Consider the following 16,596-nt stretch of genomic DNA (forward strand, 5'->3'; position numbering starts at 1 on the left):
AACGTTTGCTCGGTTCTCCGCCCGCATCTCGCTCTAACGTATTAATATCGATCACGTTTATGACCTTGGATTGGACCGCTCCAAGGTCATCGCGATCTAACGGGGATAGGAAGATGGCGAAAATCGTCAATGTCGGGGTCCAGATGGACCATGTGTCGGGCATCAACATCGCAGGTGATTCCACCTTCGCGATGTGCCTTGAGGCACAGGCCCGCGGCTACCGGCTCTTCCACTACACCCCGGAGAAGCTGTCGCTGCGTGACGGCAAGGTTTTCGCCACTGCGCAGCAGATGACGTTGCGCGACGTCAAGGGCGACCACTTCACGCTCGGCGAGCCGGAACGGCTTGATCTTTCGACCATGGACGTGATCCTGTTGCGCCAGGATCCGCCCTTCGACATGGCCTACATCACCTCGACGCATCTGCTCGAGCGCCTGCATCCGAGGACGCTTGTCGTCAACGACCCGGCCTGGGTGCGCAACTCGCCGGAAAAGATCTTCGTCACCGAATTCGCTGATCTGATGCCGAAGACGCTGATTACCCGCGATGCCGCCGAGATCGCGCGATTCCGCGAGGAAATGGGCGACATCATCCTGAAGCCGCTCTACGGCAATGGCGGCGCTGGTGTGTTTCATTCCGCGCGCGACGATCGCAACATGTCGTCGCTGCTTGAAATGTTCGGCCAGATGTTCCGCGAGCCCTTCATCGCGCAGGAGTATTTGCCGGCGGTGCGCAAGGGCGACAAGCGCATCCTGCTCGTCGACGGCGAGCCGGTCGGCGCCATCAACCGCGTGCCTGCCGAGCACGACGCCCGCTCCAACATGCACGCCGGTGGCCGGCCCGAGCCGACCGAACTGACGGCGCGCGAGAAGGAAATCTGCGCCCGCATCGCACCGGCGCTGAAGGAGCGCGGCTTCCTCTTCGTCGGTATCGACGTCATCGGCGACTACATGACCGAAATCAACGTGACGTCGCCGACCGGCATCCGCGAAGTCAAGAAGTTCGGCGGCGCCGACGTCGCCAGCCTGCTTTGGGACGCGATCGAGCGCAAGCGCGCCTAGCGCAGGCGGCGCACGTGTTAGACGACAGGCGCGCGCTGTAGCCACGAGATGCTACCAGCGCGCAGACGCGCTCTGGCCGATCCCGATCGTGGTGCTGATTGGCTGGCGTCCATCACCGAGCTGTTGCAGACGCTCTATGGGAACAGGCTCCCAGCAATACCGTTCCAAAAAGGCCAGCCGAGCGAGTGCTCCCTGGACCGTGATTGGTTGCTTTGTCAGCCTATGCGCGGGCACCCGCGTCGCGTACCGAAGATGATGCGATTGCGTTCGCCACGGCTGCCGATTCCGCGAATTTCAATAATCTCCTGCGACGTCCGGCCGACGCGTGGATTGCGAAGATACCTTTGGGCTTTGTTAAGCGCCTGGCGCGGTGTGCACTGATAGGCTTCCGGCGGTCGGCGGCGATATTGCTGCTCGCCCCAGCCGTCGTCTTCGTCATAGTACCGGGGCTCGTCATAGTAGCGTGGCTGATCACGGTAGCGCGGGCCACCGCCGTCGATATAAATATCCAGATCCTGGGAAGCTGCCGCTCCTACTACGAAGGTGCACGCGATGGTGGCTATCGCACATGTTTTGATCATCCTGATCATAGGGCTCTCCTTTGACTGCCCGAGCATTTTACCGACGGAATCATGAACGGGAGCAAAACGGTTCACTGGACGACAATCACTCCCTGGCCGGTCGGCAGCGTCAAAATCGCCTGACCGTTTTTCCTCGCAAAGTCGTTCCACATCGCGTTTTGTTCCTCGCTGCCGCGGAACGCATAGTCATCGAGAACGATTGTTGCCCCCAGTACGAGATTGTCCCACACTCGTTCGATGCATTCCTTCTCGTATTGCGCGACGTTCAGGTCGATCGAAAGATAGGCAATGTTTCCGAGCGGAACGCCTTCGAGGGTATCGGGCAGCACGCCGCGAATGAGATGTGCATTGGGGAAAGGTGCAAAGTTGCGCTTCGCGACCTCAAAAACGTCCTCGTAGATGCCGGTGTTTCGCTGCGTTGTCAGGCGGCGTTCCACGTCGGTCATGTGCCCGTGCGGGATGCCGCCGAACGTGTCGAACAGCCAGAATTTGCGATCGAGCGCTTCGAAACCGAGATACCGGCACACCGTCATTGACAGAAGACCGGCGTTCACGCCGAATTCCACAAAGTCGCCTTCCAGGCGAAGCGCCCGCGATGCCGCCCAACAGCACGTGTGCGCGCGCCAGCGAACATCGGGAACGCGGCCGCGCTTCCGCCAGGCCTCCCGGTTGCCTTCCTCGGCAATGGTCCATGCTGCTGCAAACTGCGGCTCGTCCATGAACGACGTGTTCTTGTTCGTCGTCCTGAGGCCGTCAGCGGCATACCCAGGCAGCGTTTTGTCTCCATGTAGAAAGTATCGAGTGCGCTTTTTCAGTTCGCGGATGCCAACCATCATCAATCCCCTCTGGAAACATGAGGACTAAGTAGGCGTTCGAATGGCATCGGCAATCCGCCTGTGGCCGCTTGGATCCAAGTTGAGCGCAAGCGGTTGATACGTTTCGAGACCGATTGCGAACGCGCGCCGATGGCCGGCGGGCGATCTCTGGGTTTCAGCACGTCTGGTGACGGTGGGACGGTCGAGCGATGTGCTGCTCAAGCATCTGCGCGACGCAAGGCGTGATGTTCTGTTATTGTTCTTGTTTTTGTGTGTTTTCCGTGCAAGATTTATCGCTGCAACCACCGGGGTTGCGGCGGCATGGCGGGCCGCCCTGGTCGAAGAGGCGGTCATGGTTGCGCGGGTCAGTACGGTTGCATTCCAGGGTATAGAAGGTGTGCCGGTCGACGTTCAGGTGATGGTTGCACCCGGGCGGGTCGGCATGCAGATCGTTGCCTGCCCGACAAGGCCGTGGCCGAAAGCCGCGAGCGGGTGCAGGCAGCCCTTCATGCGTCTGGTCTAGCGCTGCCAGCCAAGAAAGTCACCGTCAATCTCGCGCCCGCGGATCTGCCCAAGGAAGGCAGCCACTTTGATCTCGCGATCGCGCTAGGGCTGATGGCCGCGCTCGGTGCGATCCCCGGCGACGCGCTGAATGGCTATGTGGTGATCGGCGAGCTCAATCTCGACGGTACGGTCGCGGCCGTCGCCGGCGCGCTGCCGGCCGCAATTGGCGCCAATGCGCTCGGCAAGGGGCTGATCTGTCCGGCCGAAAGCGGTCCGGAGGCCGCCTGGGCCGGCGCCGAGATCGATATTCTTGCACCCCGCAGCCTGATCGCCATCGCCAATCATTTCAGGGGCACGCAGGTGCTCTCCCGGCCGGAGCCTGCCATTCGCGCCGGCGCTACCGATCTGCCTGATCTTGCCGATATCAAGGGACAGGAGAGCGCCAAGCGGGCGCTCGAAGTCGCCGCCGCCGGCAACCACAATCTGCTGATGGTTGGACCGCCGGGCTCGGGCAAATCGATGCTGGCCTCGCGTTTGCCGTCGATCCTGCCGCCCTTGACGCCTGCCGAGCTTCTCGAAGTCTCGATGATCCACTCGATCGCCGGCCAGTTGCCGGGCGGCAAGCTGTCCGACCGGCGGCCGTTCCGCACGCCGCACCATTCCGCCACCATGGCGGCGATGATCGGTGGCGGCTTGCGAGCGAAACCAGGCGAGGCATCGCTCGCCCACAACGGCGTTCTGTTCCTTGACGAGTTTCCCGAGTTCCCCCCGCAGGTGCTTGATGCCCTGCGTCAGCCGCTGGAAACGGCGGAATGCATCATTGCCCGTGCCAACCATCGCGTCACCTATCCCGCCGCGATCCAACTGGTGGCAGCGATGAACCCGTGCCGGTGCGGCATGGCGGGTGAACCCGGCCGCACCTGCGCCCGTGGCCCGCGCTGCATGAGCGATTACCAGGCGCGCATCTCCGGCCCGCTGATGGACCGGATCGATCTGCGCATCGACGTACCGGCTGTCAGCGCCGCAGACCTGATCCGGCCGATGGCGGCAGAGGCCAGTGCTGCTGTGGCAAGACGTGTCGCCCGCGCCCGGCAATTGCAGATCGATCGCTTCGCCGCGCTCGGCAGTCGCGAGCCATCCAGCAACGCCCGCTGCTCGACGGCGATGATCGAACGCATTGCCGAACCGGATGCAGCCGGCCTGCAGTTGCTGCGCGACGCTGCCGAAAAACTGAAGTTCTCAGCGCGCGGCTACCACCGCGTCCTGAAGGTGGCGCGTACGCTCGCAGATCTCGATGGCAGCGCGACCGTCGGCCGGCTGCACTTGGCCGAAGCGATCTCCTACCGCATCGCCGGCGAGCGTCTGCAAGCGGCCGCCTGACGGTCGTTGACGGCGTCGGGCAGTCGCCGTCCGCGTTACCTGCAATTGCGGTTTCGGAAGTCGGCGACTTTGCTTTTGTATGCTGCCGCACAATTCCTGACATGCGCATCGACCCAAGTTGGAAACTAACGGGGCAAGTTTGGAGCCTTGCCGCGTCCACTGGGCGCCATGTCTGACTGGCGGAGTCGCGGCGCTCTGCGGCGATGGTCGTCCTTCGTTGCAGGTTCTCTCGAGTGGTCATTGCAACGCTTCTTCCGCGCTTGCCGTCGGCAATAGGCGGAAACGGTCGAGTGCCCTATCTTGATGACGGCACCGGATACTTGCCGCACTGCTCAATTTGGGAGGTTTGTCATGACGAACGGTTCGCTCAGACGAACGGATAGCGCCGAACGTGTGATCGTGGCGTCCGCGCAGGTGGTTTATCTGGCACTGCTTGATCCGAAAGCCGTGACGCGATGGCTGCCCCCGGAGGGGATGACGGGCCATGTCCATGCATTTGAGGCGAAAGAGGGCGGTCGCTATCGCATGGCGCTCGTCTACGATAAATCCGAACATGGCAATCGCGGCAAGACGTCGGATGAGACCGATATTGTCGAGGGGCGCTTCGTCGAGTTGCGCCCGAATGAACGCGTCGTGCAGCAGGTGGAGTTCGAATCCGAAGATCCGGCATTTGCCGGGATCATGACGATCACCTGGGCACCGGAGACGATATCCGGTGGCACCCGGGTGCGTGTAACCTGCGCGAATGTTCCTGAAGGCATATCGCGGGAGGATCACGAGGCGGGTCTTTCATCGACGCTTGCCAATCTTGCTGGTTTCACCGAGCGAAACCCCAGAGCATAGCTTCCTAAAGCATGTCGCGCAAAAGTGTGCAGCGGTTTTGCGATAACGACATGCGCAAAAACAAGAGCTTAAAGCGCAGAAAGCGAATCTGAAAGATCGCGGCGCGAAAAGCATGTCGCGCAAAGTGTTCAGCGGGTTCGCGATCACGACATGCGCAAAAAACAAGAGCTGAAAGGGCAGCAAGCGAATCCTGGAGATCGTGAAGCGCTTTCGAGCGCTTCGAGAAAAAGTACGAAGCGGAATCTCGTCAGAATTCGTAAAAACAAGAAGATAGAGCGCTTTTGCGCCTCCGTTTAAACCGGAACATTCTCAATGAAGAGAACGGATGCCGGTGTTTCAGGCCAGCGACGTGGTTTGAAGGTCCGGTTTGGCGCACGCGGGGCCGGCGGTGACGCCCGCAGTCCAGCAGTGGGCAACAAAAAAGGGCGCCCGAAGCGCCCTTTCGTTTGCACTTTGCAATGATCGGCTTACGCGCCCAGGCCTTCGAACAGAACCGTCGAAAGGTACCGCTCGGCAAAGGATGGGATGATGACGACGATGTTCTTGCCGGCGTTTTCCGGGCGCTGGCCGATCTCGATGGCGGCGGTGAGGGCCGCACCCGAGGAGATGCCGACCGGCACGCCTTCGAGCCGGGCAACGAGCCGGGCGATCTCGACGGCTTCGCCGCTGTTGACGGTGACGACTTCGTCATAGACGCTGGTGTCGAGGATCGCGGGCGCGAAGCCGGCGCCGATGCCCTGGATCTTGTGTGGGCCAGGGTTTCCGCCCGAAAGCACGGGCGATTCCTCTGGCTCGACGGCGATCACCTTGATCGACGGCTTGCGTGCCTTCAACACTTGGCCGGCGCCAGTGATTGTGCCGCCGGTGCCGATGCCCGAGACGAGGATGTCGACGCTGCCGTCGGTGTCGTTCCAGATCTCCTCGGCCGTCGTCTTGCGGTGGATTTCCGGGTTGGCCGGGTTTTCGAACTGCTGCGGGATGATGGCATACGGCAAGGTCTCGACCAGCTCCTGCGCCTTGGCGATCGCGCCCTTCATGCCCTTGGCGCCCTCGGTCAGTACCAGCTCGGCGCCGAACAGCGCCAGCATCTTGCGGCGCTCGACCGACATGGTTTCCGGCATGGTGAGGATCAGCTTGTAGCCCTTGGCGGCGGCGACGAAGGCGAGCGCAATGCCGGTGTTGCCCGAGGTCGGCTCGACCAGTGTCGTGCGGCCGGGAACGATCTTGCCCTGCGCTTCCAGGCTCTCGATCATGGCAACGCCGATGCGGTCCTTGACCGAAGCGATCGGGTTGAAGAATTCGAGCTTGGCGAGTAGGTTGGCCTTCACGCCCTTTTCCTTGGCAAGCTTGTCGAGCCGCACGATGGGAGTGTCGCCGATCGTTTCCGTGATCGAGGAGTAGACGCGGCCGCGGCCGGGCTTGCGCGTGTCAGACATTAAGTTTCTCCCTTGGGTGTGACGATTTGGTTGTGACAATAGGGGCCATGCCCGTTCTATTCCAGAACGGTAACCGCGACGCGACGATCAGCCGGAGGAAAAACCACCGGCGGAAGCCCAGTCCGGGGAATGTTTTTTCAGGCGGCGCGGGTAGCGATATAGGCGGCGGTGCCTGCCAGCACGCCAGCGGCAACGCGGTTCAGCGCCAGCAATGCCTTGGGCTGTTTGAGCAGCGTGCGCGCCCGTGCGGCAAGCAGGATATAGGGCAGAAGCACGGTCAGCAGCACGAGGAACGTCGCGATCAAAAGCAGCCCGTATTCGCGCGGCCCGATCACCGCAATGTCGATCAGCGTCGGCACCAGCGCCACATAAAACAGCATTGTCTTCGGGTTGCCGAGCGTGACGAATAGGCCCGAAAGGAACGACATCGACACGCTTGCGGATGTCTTCGCCTTGATGTCCTGCGGCAACAGGCCGGCGGTCCAAAGCTTCCATGCGATGTAGCCGAGGTAGAGCACGCCGGCGAACTTGACGATCAGGAAAGCGGTCGTGAAGGTCTGGGCGATCAGCGCCAGACCGAGCACCACGGCGGTCAGGTAAACCATGTCGCCGAGGATCAGGCCGAGCCCCATGAAGAAGGTCTCGCGAAAGCCGGAGCCGAGCGCTCGCGCAACGAGCGCCGTCACGCCGGGGCCGGGAATGATGGCTGCGATGAAGAGAGCGCCGCTATAGGCAAGCAGGGCTGCAAGCGTCATGATCGTTCCTCCCGGGTGGCGACGCCGCTTTTACCAAAGAGCGTCGAAAATGGAAATCGGGATCGGCGGGCGAGCGGCAATTTCGCGACAAAATTGATCGGGTGACAAGTCTGGCGTTGCCCGGTTTTTGGAGATGCGTAGAGCTTTGGGAAATACTCAATAAAGGCGCGCGTTATGCCCGAGATCCAAAACATCATCGGCTTTGGCCTCATTGCTCTCGGCATGGTGCTGACACCCGGGCCGAACATGATCTACCTGATCTCCCGCTCGATCAGCCAGGGGCCGGCGGCCGGCCTGATCTCGCTTGGCGGCGTCGCGCTCGGTTTCGTCGTCTATATGGTCTCGGCGGCGCTCGGCATCACCGCGCTGCTCTTGGCCGTGCCTTTCGCCTATGATGTCCTGCGGCTCGCCGGTGCCGGATATCTCGTCTATCTCGCCTGGCAGGCGGTCAGGCCCGGCGGGCGCTCGCCGTTCCAGATCAAGAACCTGCCGAAGGACGGTCCGCGCAAGCTGTTCCTGATGGGCTTCCTGACGAGCCTGCTCAACCCGAAGGTGGCCGTGCTCTATCTCTCGCTCCTGCCGCAGTTCATCCGCCCGGAGGCGGGCAATGTGCTGGCGCAGTCGATGATCTTCGGCTCGATCCAGATCGCCACCAGTGTCTCGGTCAACGCGATGATTGCGCTGGCGGCAAGTTCTATCGCCGCCTTCCTGGCCGGGCGTCCCCTGTTCATGGTCGTGCAGCGCTGGGCGATGGGCACGGCACTGTTCGGCTTTGCCCTCAGCATGGCCGCCGAAGCGCGCCGTTGACACATGTCGCGCAAAAGTGGGCAGCGGCTTTGCGATCACGACATGCGCAAAAACCAAAGCTTAAAGCGCAGTCAGCGAATCCTACTGCATGTTTCGTTAAATCCTATTCGATTTAGCGATAAAAACATGCAGCCATTCAAAGTGCTACAGCGACCTTTGCGCGTCTAATAGGACGCGCGGCGCTGTAGAGATCGCGACGCGTTTCAGATAAGCGGCCTCTATCGGGCTTCAGGCAATTCGCTGCCGCGCGCCGCTCTACGGCGACACGCGGCGTGGTCTTTCCTATTCGAACACCGGCCGCATGAAGCTGCGCTCGTAGCTGACGATGCAGCGCGTCTTTTCGCCGAAGGCGAAAGCCTCCAGGCATTCCGGGTCCTTGGCCATTTTCCCGCGATAGACTTCATATTCGGCCAGGCTCGGGAAGGTGAAGAGCGCCAGTGCGATGTTGTTTGCGCCCTCGTGCGGCATGAAATAGCCGTGATGGGTGCCGCCGAGCCGGTTGACGAGCGGTATCCAGAGCTTGGCGTAGTGCTCGAACTCGGCCAGCTTGTAAGGGTCGATAACGTATTTCAGATAGCAGGTGATCATGCGGTTCTCCCTTCGCGTCTCCGCTTGATAGGCGAGGGCAGGCGAAGTTTCCAGCCGAGATTCATGCCGGCTGCGGCGACCAGGATGGCGATCGAACCGAAGATCTGGATCGGCTGCAGCGCATGGCCGAAAGCCAGCCGATCGACGACGATGGCAGCGATCGGGTAGATGAAGGATAGCGCCCCGGTCATGTGCGTCGGCAGCCGCTGGATCGCGCCGTAAAGCAGCACATACATGATGCCGGTATGGATGACGCCGACGGCAATCAGGATCGACCACTGTTCGGCGCCGGAAGGTGCCGGGGCGGCAAGCGCCATCGGCGCCAGCATCAGCGTGCCGGTGACCACCTGGATCAACGCGATCAGATGCGGAGGCGTTCCCTTGAGCAACTTCGTCAACAGGGCCGCGATCGCGTAGAAGAAGGCGGCACCGATCGCAAGCGCGATGCCGATCAGGTAATCCTCCGGCGCAAAGCCGCCGCCGGGCTTGGCTGAAATGATCGCCAGCATGCCGGCAAAGGAGATCGAAAGCCAGAACACCTTGGTCGCGGTGATCTTTTCGCCGAGGAACAAGGCTCCGAGCCCCAAAAGCATGAACGGCTGGGTGTTGTAGACCATCGTCGCGATCGAGATCGAGGCATGCGAATAGGCCGCAAACAGCAAGAGCCAGTTGACGACGATGGCGATGCCGCCGGCAATCGACAGGAGCACCGTCCGCCGGGTGAAATGGCGCCGGTCGAGCAGGCCGAGCATGGCCGCGATCGCCACCAGCGTCACCGCGCCGAATACGCAGCGCCAGAAGACGACGCTCGTCACCGGCTGGCCCGACATCAGCACGAACCAGCCGATCGTGCCCGATATCAGCATGGCCGCCGTCATCTCCGCACTGCCTCTTTTAATGTCTGCGCCCATGGCGATCACTCCTCGGTTGAGGCTCCAAGATTAATCGGCCAGAGCGCAGGTTTATATGGAGGATCGCAGGTGTTTCTGCTATTATACCTCATCATCTAAGATGGTTTCGATCTTTTGGCTTATGAGGTTGCCCATGCTCGATGAACTCGATCGCCGCATTCTGGGTATCCTGGCGGCGAATGCGCGCGTGTCGCTGAAGGAGCTGGCGCAGGAGGTGGGTCTGTCCTCGCCAAGTGCCGCCGAACGTTTGCGCAAACTGGAGGAACGCGGCGTCCTCGACGGCTTCACCATCGCCCTCAATCCGGTGAAGCTTGGTTATCCGCTGCAGGCGATCATCCGCGTGCGGCCGATGCCGGGCATGCTGCATATCGTCGAGAAATTGATCCAGGAGACGCCGCAGATCGTCGAATGCGACAAGGTCACCGGCGACGATTGCTTCATCGCCAAGCTGTTCGTGCGCGATATGGGGGAACTGGACACGCTGCTCGATCGCATCGCCGAGAAGGCGCAGACCAATACGTCGATCGTCAAGTCGACACCGGTCAAGCGGCGCTTGCCGCCGCTTATCTGATCCAACGTTTCGAGATCACGCAATTCCGGACGGAAAACCGCTTCGCACTTTTCCTGGAAATGGTCTAGACGCCCGTGGAGCCGAAGCCACCGGCACCGCGTGCCGTGTCGCTGGCGCTGTCGGCTTCCCGAACGCTCACCTGTGTCACTGGCGCGATCACCATCTGCGCAATGCGCATGCCGCGTTCGATGACGAAGTCCTCGTCGCCGAGGTTGACCAGCAGAACCTTCACCTCGCCGCGATAATCGCTGTCGATCGTGCCCGGAGTGTTGAGGCAGGTGATGCCGTGCTTGAAGGCAAGGCCCGAGCGCGGACGGATCTGCGCCTCATAGCCGGCCGGGATCTCGAAGATGAAGCCGGTCGGCACCAGCGCCCGCTTTCCTGGCGCAAGCGTCATCGGCTCSCCGACTGCCACTGCGGCGCGCAGGTCCATGCCGGCAGCACCCTCGGTCTCATAGGCCGGCAGGTCCAACGCCTCGGCATGCGGCAGGCGGATGAAGGTCAAGGCGGGTTTTGTCTGGGGCGTGTGCATGGTCATCGTTTCATAAGCCGGGCGCTCACTGCGCCGGTCAATTGCATAATGAGGGCTGAGCCTGTAAAGACGCCGCAACTCACAGGAATCTACGACATGGCCGAAAGTCTCGCCGAGGCGGTCTCCCGCCGCCGCACATTTGCGATCATCGCCCACCCGGACGCGGGTAAAACCACACTCACCGAAAAGCTGCTGCTGTTCGGCGGCGCCATCCAACTCGCCGGCGAGGTCAAGGCCAAGAAGGATCGCATCCAGACCCGTTCGGACTGGATGAAGATCGAGCGCGAGCGCGGCATCTCGGTCGTCACCTCGGTGATGACCTTCGAATATGGCGGCAATGTCTTCAACATTCTCGACACCCCCGGTCACGAAGACTTCGCCGACGACACCTACCGCACGCTGACGGCGGTCGATGCGGCGATCATGGTCATCGACGCGGCAAAGGGTATCGAGCCGCGGACGCTGAAGCTGTTCGAAGTCTGCCGCATGCGCGACATCCCGATCATCACCTTCGTCAACAAGATGGACCGCGAGAGCCGTGACCCCTTCGAGATCCTCGATGAAGTCGAAGAAAAGCTGGCGCTCGATTGTGCGCCGGTGACCTGGCCGATCGGTCGCTCCAAGACCTTCTGCGGCTCCTATCACCTTGCCGACAACACCGTGCGCGGTGCCGATACGCAGGAAGTGCTGACCAGGGTCAACGGTCCTGAGATGGTGGCTCACCGCCTGCCGGAAAACGAGCGCGATGCTTTCATCGAAGAGACGTCGCTGGCGATCGAGGCCTGCAAGCCGTTCGACAAGAAAGCCTTCCTTGAAGGTCACCTGACGCCGGTCTTCTTCGGCTCGGCGCTCCGCAACTACGGTGTGCGCGACCTGATCAACGCGCTTGGCGAGATCGCCCCGCCGCCGCGCGACCAGGTTGCCGACACGCGCACGGTGCATGCGACCGACGACAAGATGACCGCCTTTGTCTTCAAGATTCAGGCGAACATGGACCCGAACCACCGCGACCGCATCGCCTTTGCGCGCGTCTGCTCCGGCAAGCTGGAGCGCGGCATGAAGGCGCGGCTGTCGCGCACCGGCAAGCAGCTGGGTCTGAGCGCCCCGCAGTTCTTCTTCGCTTCACAGCGCCAGCTGGCCGACACGGCCTATGCGGGCGATGTCGTCGGCATTCCGAACCACGGAACCCTGCGCATCGGCGACACGCTCACGGAAGGCGAACATCTCGTTTTCCAGGGCGTGCCGAACTTCTCGCCGGAAATCCTGCGCCGCGTGCGACTTGAGGATGCGATGAAGGCCAAGAAGCTGAAGGAAGCCCTGCAGCAGATGGCGGAGGAGGGCGTCGTGCAGCTGTTCTCGCCGGAAGACGGCTCACCGGCGATCGTCGGCGTCGTCGGCGCGCTGCAGCTCGACGTTCTGAAGGAGCGCCTGCAGGCCGAATACGGCCTGCCTGTCTCCTTCGAAATGTCGCGCTTCTCTGTCTGCCGCTGGATTTCGGCCGATCAGCCTGGTGACCTCGACAAGTTCGTCACTGCCCGTCGCGGCGATATCGCCCGCGACCTCGACGGCGACCCGGTGTTCCTGGCGCAGGACAGCTTCTCGCTGCGCTATGAGGCTGAACGTTATCCCGCGATCAAGATGGTCGCGATCAAGGAATATCACGTCGCCAAAGCGGCGTGAGAAGGCGGCGTGAACGATGACACTGTCAGCCGGCGGCGTTCGCCGGCTGACCATCGGCCGATCAGAAGGCCGACATGCGCAGCGCCAGCACCAGCTGCGTCACCCTGAGGGTTATGAAGACGTAGATCGCCAAAAGCAGGATCTGCAGCGCCAGGTGCCGGCGCACCTTCGACAGCCTGTGCAGACCATCCGCCAGGTTGAGCAGAAACAGGACTGTGCCGATGACGGAGACGATGTAGCCCGCCACGGCGATGTTGGGCAGGCCCTTGATCTCCAGGCTGCGGCCATTCTCGATCGCATGCATGCCGGCGGCGATCACCAAGGTCGCCATCACCAGGTTGCGCACATGGCGAAAAATCTCTTCGAGCCCGCCATTATCGAACAGCATTCGCCGCGCCAGACCGAGTTTTGATCGCGTACCTTCAGTCATCATCGCCTCTTGCTCGCCGCATGATCCTTAAATCGGGGTCGAGTTAAAGGCGGAACTTTGCGGCAAATTTAAAGAACGGCAGCATCGCGCCCCTTTTGACGTGGGGCGCTGCAGGCTGCCGGGAGGCTGCGATAGTATGACCGGTGGCCTTGCGTCAAAGACTCTCATGTGTGGCAAAGGCAAACCGCGGCGCCGCTCGGCTGAGCAGCATAGAGGTCGGGCGGACATGCCAGGCGGCGGCGATGGCTTCCTCCAATGCGGCAACGAGTTCGGCCACGTCAGCCGCTGCGGTTTCATGCAGCGCCTCCGCGACGATGAGGGCCGACGTGGTCTGCGGGTGGATCGCCGAATAGCCGCTTTGCCGGTTGGTCCATCGGCGCGCATGGGCGCGTCCCTCCGCATCGCGAAAGATCACTTCATCAGGTTCAGGGTGTTCCGTTTCACCGGAGAAGGTTGCATAGACCTCGTCTCCGCCCGCGCGGGTAACCTCGAGATTGCCGGAGATGCGGGAAACGTCGAAGACGGCGATGGGCATGGCAAAGGCCAGCGACACGGCGTTGCACAGGTCGATCAACGGATGGATCGACGGCAGGTCGCCCTCCTTCCTGAACCGGCGCAGCAAGGCTTCGGACGCGCAGCGATACTGCGTCGGCTTCAGTCCCATCCTGGCGAAGGTGCGGCGCCACGCCTGAATTTCCGCAAGTTCGCCTTCGGCGCGCGTTGCAAGAACGTCCCTGGCGATCGCCTGAAACCGCTCGACGGCATCGGCGACCGAAACGTCGCTGCGAATGCCCTCGACGTGGAGCGCGCCGGCTGCAAGCTCGGGAAAATCACGCCAGATGCTGTCTGAATGCTGGAAATGCATGGGATGCCTCGAAGTGGAAGAGATGATGACGGCGTCAGCTCTGCGTTTGGCCGGCAGTCTTGGGCCGGAAATGCGGCATGGCAAGACTGAGGACGGCGACAAGCACGCAGCCGATGCCGGCGAGCTGGTTGATGCTGACGGGTTCGCCGAGAATGACGAAGGCCAGCAGCACGGCGGAGACGGGTGCAAGAGCGGTGAAAACCGAGGCTTCCGTTCCGCTCACCCTGGCGGATCCTGCGTACCAGAGGATGAAGCCGGCAACGGTCGGGACCAGGGCATAATAAAGCACGGCTGCCAGCGACTGCATCGTGACCCCTTGCTGCGACGGCGCTTCGAACAGAGCGGGCACGATGGCGACGGCAACGCCCATGCCGGCCATGATGGTGGACAAGGCGAGAGGTGCGATCGGCGTTCGGATGCGTTTGTTGATCAGGATGAACAGCCCTTCGCAGATCACCGCGCCGAAGACGAGAGTGATGCCGAGCGGCGAATGGTGTGCACCATCGTCGGGCCGAAGCACGATGGTCAGAACGCCCGCTGCCGCCAGCCCGATCGCGACAAGGGTCGAGCGGCTGGGCCGTTCGCCGAGCAGCAGGATGGCGATTCCGGCAGAGACGACCGGTAGAGTGCCGATAACGACGCCGGCATCCGTCGCCGAACTGTAGCGCAACCCGGCAATCAGAAGTGTCGTGTAGCCGACGCTGCCGGCTCCGGCCTGCAAGAGCAGGATCAGCCACTCGCGCCGCTCCAACCTTGGCCAAGGCGTGCCGGTCAGTCGCACCAAGGTGAAGAACAGCGGAAAGGCGACCGCGAAGCGCAAGGCGGTGGCGCTAAACGGCGGTAAGCCGGAAGCGATCAGCTTGCTGGCAATCACCGTGCTGCCGACCGTGATCATCGCCAGCGAGAGGTAGAGGTATCCCTGAATTTTTTCCGTCATGCGGCCACTCCTGCGTTGGCGCGCAGAAAACCTCATCCGGATCTTTCGGTCTTGAACGGAATTGCAGGCGTTAAGGCGTGGCGAGCAAAACTGTGTAGCGATTCTGCATTGACGACATCCGCGAAAACAAGAACGCAAAGCGCGTCTTCAGGTCAATGGAATGCATCGGCATAGGCGCCCGGCGAAATGCCGTACTTGCGCACGAAGATTCGGGTCATGTGGCTCTGGTCGGCAAAGCCGCCTTCCACTGCCGCCTCGGCAAGCGGCACGCCCCGCGCAATCAGCCGCCGCGCCAGATCGATGCGGCGTTGCACGAGATAGGCATGCGGCGTGAGCCCGAAGGTTTTCGAAAAACCGCGCACCACCTGAAATCGGCTGAGGCCGGTTGCCTGCGCAAGGTCGGACAGGGTGATGGCGACGGTCGGATCGTCGTCGATCAGGCTTTGCGCTCTGCGCATCGCCGACGGCACATGTCCGCCATGCGTTTTCCCCTCACGCACGCGCATCACATCGGCCAGCAGCGTCAGGACGTGCTCCTCGCCCTGCATCCCCGTCCGATCGCCATCGGGTGCGGTGATCGCGCTAAAAAGAGCCTGGAAGTGTTTCGACGTTCGCTCATCATGGAAGGCGGGAGCGGTGAATTCTGCACTTCGCGTCCTGCCCTGGCTGATGTCCTCCATGGCGTCGGCGATTGCGGAAGGCTCGAAATAGAGCATCCGCCAGGACCGTCCCGCATCGCCGATCGGCATGCCGTCATGGACCTCGCCGGGGTTGACCGTGATCATGTCGCCGGCGCCGGCTTCCACCATGCCGCGACCGCTCAGCGATTTCTGGGCGCCCTGGTGGATGAGGCCGATGCCGAATTGCTCATGCGTGTGGCGGGCAAACACGTGCCCCGACGCCGCCTCGACGGCCTCGATGCCGCCAATGCGGCCGGGGAATATCGTGAATCGGCCCTTTGCCATCGCCTCGCCTGGTCGGGCACTGGTGGCCCGTCGGATGTTTCAGTTCTTTCTTACACCGGCCGCGCCTTTCCGGCCATGGCGATCGACTGTAACCGCTGCGACGGCCGCAAGGTCGGCGCGACAATGGGCGCAGGCATGGGCTGATGCTTTTGTCCTTCCGGCGTTGCAATCGACGGCCGCATGCTTAAATTCCGCCGTCGAATGACGATGACGACCGGAGATGTGCCGAATGCTGGACCTGCGCGTTCACTTCCTCGAAGCCGATGGAGCCCTTGCACAATGGCGCGAGCAGATCCTCGCAGACGTGCAAGTGACGGCAGAGCGTGTCGGCGGTCGCGTTTCCGCGGCCGACAGGGCTGCGCCCGTCGATGTCATCGTCGAGCGCCGGCCGGGCGAGACGATTCCGGAGCTTGGGTTGTCGGGTGCCTGCTACCGCCGCGGGCTCGTGACGGTCACGCTCGATCCGGACAATCCCAACTTCGCCGCCAGTCTCGCCAATGGCGAGCTGCGAAAGACGCTCACGCACGAACTTCACCATTCCTTCCGCCACGCGATGTGCGGTTATGGTTTCAGGCTGGGAGAAGTCTTGGTCACCGAGGGCCTGGCGGACGCTTTCGACGCCGAGATCAACGGTGGCGATGGCAATCGCTGGAACCACGCTATCCCTGCCGAAGACTGGTTGGGGGTTATCGAGCAGGCCGAGCTGGAGCTCTGGGCCGACGCCTACAACCACAGCGCCTGGTTCTTCGGCTGGAGCAGCCATGGCAACCCGCTTCCCCGCTGGGCCGGTTATTCGATCGGCTATCATCTCGTCAAAGCCTACCTCGCGGCCAACCCGGACGCGCGTCCGTCGCAGATGACCGGAACCCCGGCACCCGAGGTGATCGGCCAAGCCTGGGCACACTTGAAAATAAGGATGACGGCCGAGGCATGAC

Annotated in this window: 17 protein-coding genes and 1 pseudogene; 7 read left to right on the forward strand and 11 right to left on the reverse strand. The window is 62.2% G+C overall.

All coding sequences use genetic code 11. The annotated features are described in order from the left end of the window. Positions 1-113 precede the first annotated feature (113 nt). Positions 114-1,061 (forward strand): glutathione synthase, encoded by a 948-nt coding sequence (gshB, locus tag ASD52_RS12800; protein WP_057204313.1) that lies wholly within the window; start codon positions 114-116, stop codon positions 1,059-1,061. A gap of 215 nt (positions 1,062-1,276) precedes the next feature. On the opposite strand, the gene ASD52_RS12805 is transcribed toward gshB, so the two are convergent. Together ASD52_RS12805 and ASD52_RS12810 are read right to left on the reverse strand one after the other, a co-directional pair. Then, on the reverse strand, positions 1,277-1,651 hold the full coding sequence (locus ASD52_RS12805) for a hypothetical protein (RefSeq protein WP_025425623.1): 375 nt from the start codon (positions 1,649-1,651) through the stop codon (positions 1,277-1,279). Positions 1,652-1,713: 62 nt separating this feature from the next. Further along, positions 1,714-2,478 (reverse strand): TylF/MycF family methyltransferase, encoded by a 765-nt coding sequence (locus ASD52_RS12810; RefSeq protein ID WP_225906194.1) that lies wholly within the window; start codon positions 2,476-2,478, stop codon positions 1,714-1,716. Positions 2,479-2,809: 331 nt separating this feature from the next. Between ASD52_RS12810 and ASD52_RS12815 the strand changes: the two are divergent. Both ASD52_RS12815 and ASD52_RS12820 read left to right on the forward strand, forming a co-directional pair. Continuing rightward, positions 2,810-4,341: pseudogene (locus ASD52_RS12815) on the forward strand (YifB family Mg chelatase-like AAA ATPase). A 351-nt stretch (positions 4,342-4,692) separates the two neighbouring features. Continuing rightward, positions 4,693-5,184, forward strand: a complete 492-nt coding sequence (locus ASD52_RS12820) for an SRPBCC domain-containing protein (RefSeq protein WP_025425625.1) — start codon at positions 4,693-4,695, stop codon at positions 5,182-5,184. Positions 5,185-5,651: 467 nt separating this feature from the next. On the opposite strand, the gene cysK is transcribed toward ASD52_RS12820, so the two are convergent. Both cysK and ASD52_RS12830 read right to left on the reverse strand, forming a co-directional pair. Next, a complete protein-coding gene (gene cysK / locus ASD52_RS12825; protein ID WP_025425626.1) occupies positions 5,652-6,620 on the reverse strand; it encodes a cysteine synthase A in 969 nt (322 codons plus the stop codon). Positions 6,621-6,757: 137 nt separating this feature from the next. Continuing rightward, on the reverse strand, positions 6,758-7,375 hold the full coding sequence (locus ASD52_RS12830; protein WP_057204309.1) for a LysE family translocator: 618 nt from the start codon (positions 7,373-7,375) through the stop codon (positions 6,758-6,760). A 174-nt stretch (positions 7,376-7,549) separates the two neighbouring features. Between ASD52_RS12830 and ASD52_RS12835 the strand changes: the two genes are divergently transcribed. Continuing rightward, positions 7,550-8,182 carry a LysE family translocator gene (locus ASD52_RS12835; RefSeq protein ID WP_057224623.1) on the forward strand — a complete coding sequence of 211 codons (633 nt, stop codon included), beginning with the start codon at positions 7,550-7,552 and terminating at the stop codon, positions 8,180-8,182. Positions 8,183-8,464: 282 nt separating this feature from the next. On the opposite strand, the gene ASD52_RS12840 is transcribed toward ASD52_RS12835, so the two are convergent. Then, positions 8,465-8,770, reverse strand: coding sequence for an NIPSNAP family protein (locus tag ASD52_RS12840; protein ID WP_025425629.1), 306 nt, complete (start codon positions 8,768-8,770; stop codon positions 8,465-8,467). Then, positions 8,767-9,681, reverse strand: coding sequence for a DMT family transporter (locus ASD52_RS12845; protein WP_025425630.1), 915 nt, complete (start codon positions 9,679-9,681; stop codon positions 8,767-8,769). The genes ASD52_RS12840 and ASD52_RS12845 overlap by 4 nt, the downstream gene beginning before the upstream one ends. A gap of 133 nt (positions 9,682-9,814) precedes the next feature. Here ASD52_RS12845 and ASD52_RS12850 point away from each other — a divergent pair, with 133 nt between their 5' ends. After that, positions 9,815-10,252 carry an Lrp/AsnC family transcriptional regulator gene (locus ASD52_RS12850; RefSeq protein ID WP_025425631.1) on the forward strand — a complete coding sequence of 146 codons (438 nt, stop codon included), beginning with the start codon at positions 9,815-9,817 and terminating at the stop codon, positions 10,250-10,252. A 64-nt stretch (positions 10,253-10,316) separates the two neighbouring features. Here ASD52_RS12850 and dut read toward each other — a convergent pair whose 3' ends face one another. Beyond that, positions 10,317-10,790 (reverse strand): dUTP diphosphatase, encoded by a 474-nt coding sequence (dut, locus tag ASD52_RS12855; RefSeq protein WP_025425632.1) that lies wholly within the window; start codon positions 10,788-10,790, stop codon positions 10,317-10,319. A gap of 90 nt (positions 10,791-10,880) precedes the next feature. Here dut and ASD52_RS12860 point away from each other — a divergent pair, with 90 nt between their 5' ends. Then, positions 10,881-12,464, forward strand: coding sequence for a peptide chain release factor 3 (locus ASD52_RS12860; protein WP_025425633.1), 1,584 nt, complete (start codon positions 10,881-10,883; stop codon positions 12,462-12,464). 61 nt (positions 12,465-12,525) lie between these two features. On the opposite strand, the gene ASD52_RS12865 is transcribed toward ASD52_RS12860, so the two are convergent. From ASD52_RS12865 to ASD52_RS12880, 4 genes are all read right to left on the reverse strand, one after another. Further along, positions 12,526-12,894: a hypothetical protein gene (locus ASD52_RS12865; RefSeq protein WP_225906196.1), complete on the reverse strand. Its 369-nt coding sequence runs from the start codon at positions 12,892-12,894 to the stop codon at positions 12,526-12,528. 154 nt (positions 12,895-13,048) lie between these two features. Next, complete coding sequence (locus tag ASD52_RS12870) at positions 13,049-13,759, reverse strand: phenylalanine--tRNA ligase beta subunit-related protein (protein WP_025425635.1); 711 nt, start codon at positions 13,757-13,759, stop codon at positions 13,049-13,051. 34 nt (positions 13,760-13,793) lie between these two features. Beyond that, positions 13,794-14,696 (reverse strand): DMT family transporter, encoded by a 903-nt coding sequence (locus ASD52_RS12875; protein ID WP_025425636.1) that lies wholly within the window; start codon positions 14,694-14,696, stop codon positions 13,794-13,796. Positions 14,697-14,848: 152 nt separating this feature from the next. Then, entirely contained in the window at positions 14,849-15,661 is an 813-nt protein-coding gene (locus tag ASD52_RS12880) for an AraC family transcriptional regulator (protein WP_025425637.1), read from the reverse strand. A 229-nt stretch (positions 15,662-15,890) separates the two neighbouring features. On the opposite strand from ASD52_RS12880, the gene ASD52_RS12885 reads away from it, so the two are divergent. After that, positions 15,891-16,595, forward strand: coding sequence for a DUF2268 domain-containing putative Zn-dependent protease (locus ASD52_RS12885; RefSeq protein ID WP_025425638.1), 705 nt, complete (start codon positions 15,891-15,893; stop codon positions 16,593-16,595). The last annotated feature ends 1 nt before the right edge of the window (position 16,596 follow it).

The sequence above is a fragment of the Ensifer sp. Root142 genome (assembly GCF_001426785.1).
Taxonomy (GTDB): domain Bacteria; phylum Pseudomonadota; class Alphaproteobacteria; order Rhizobiales; family Rhizobiaceae; genus Ensifer; species Ensifer canadensis.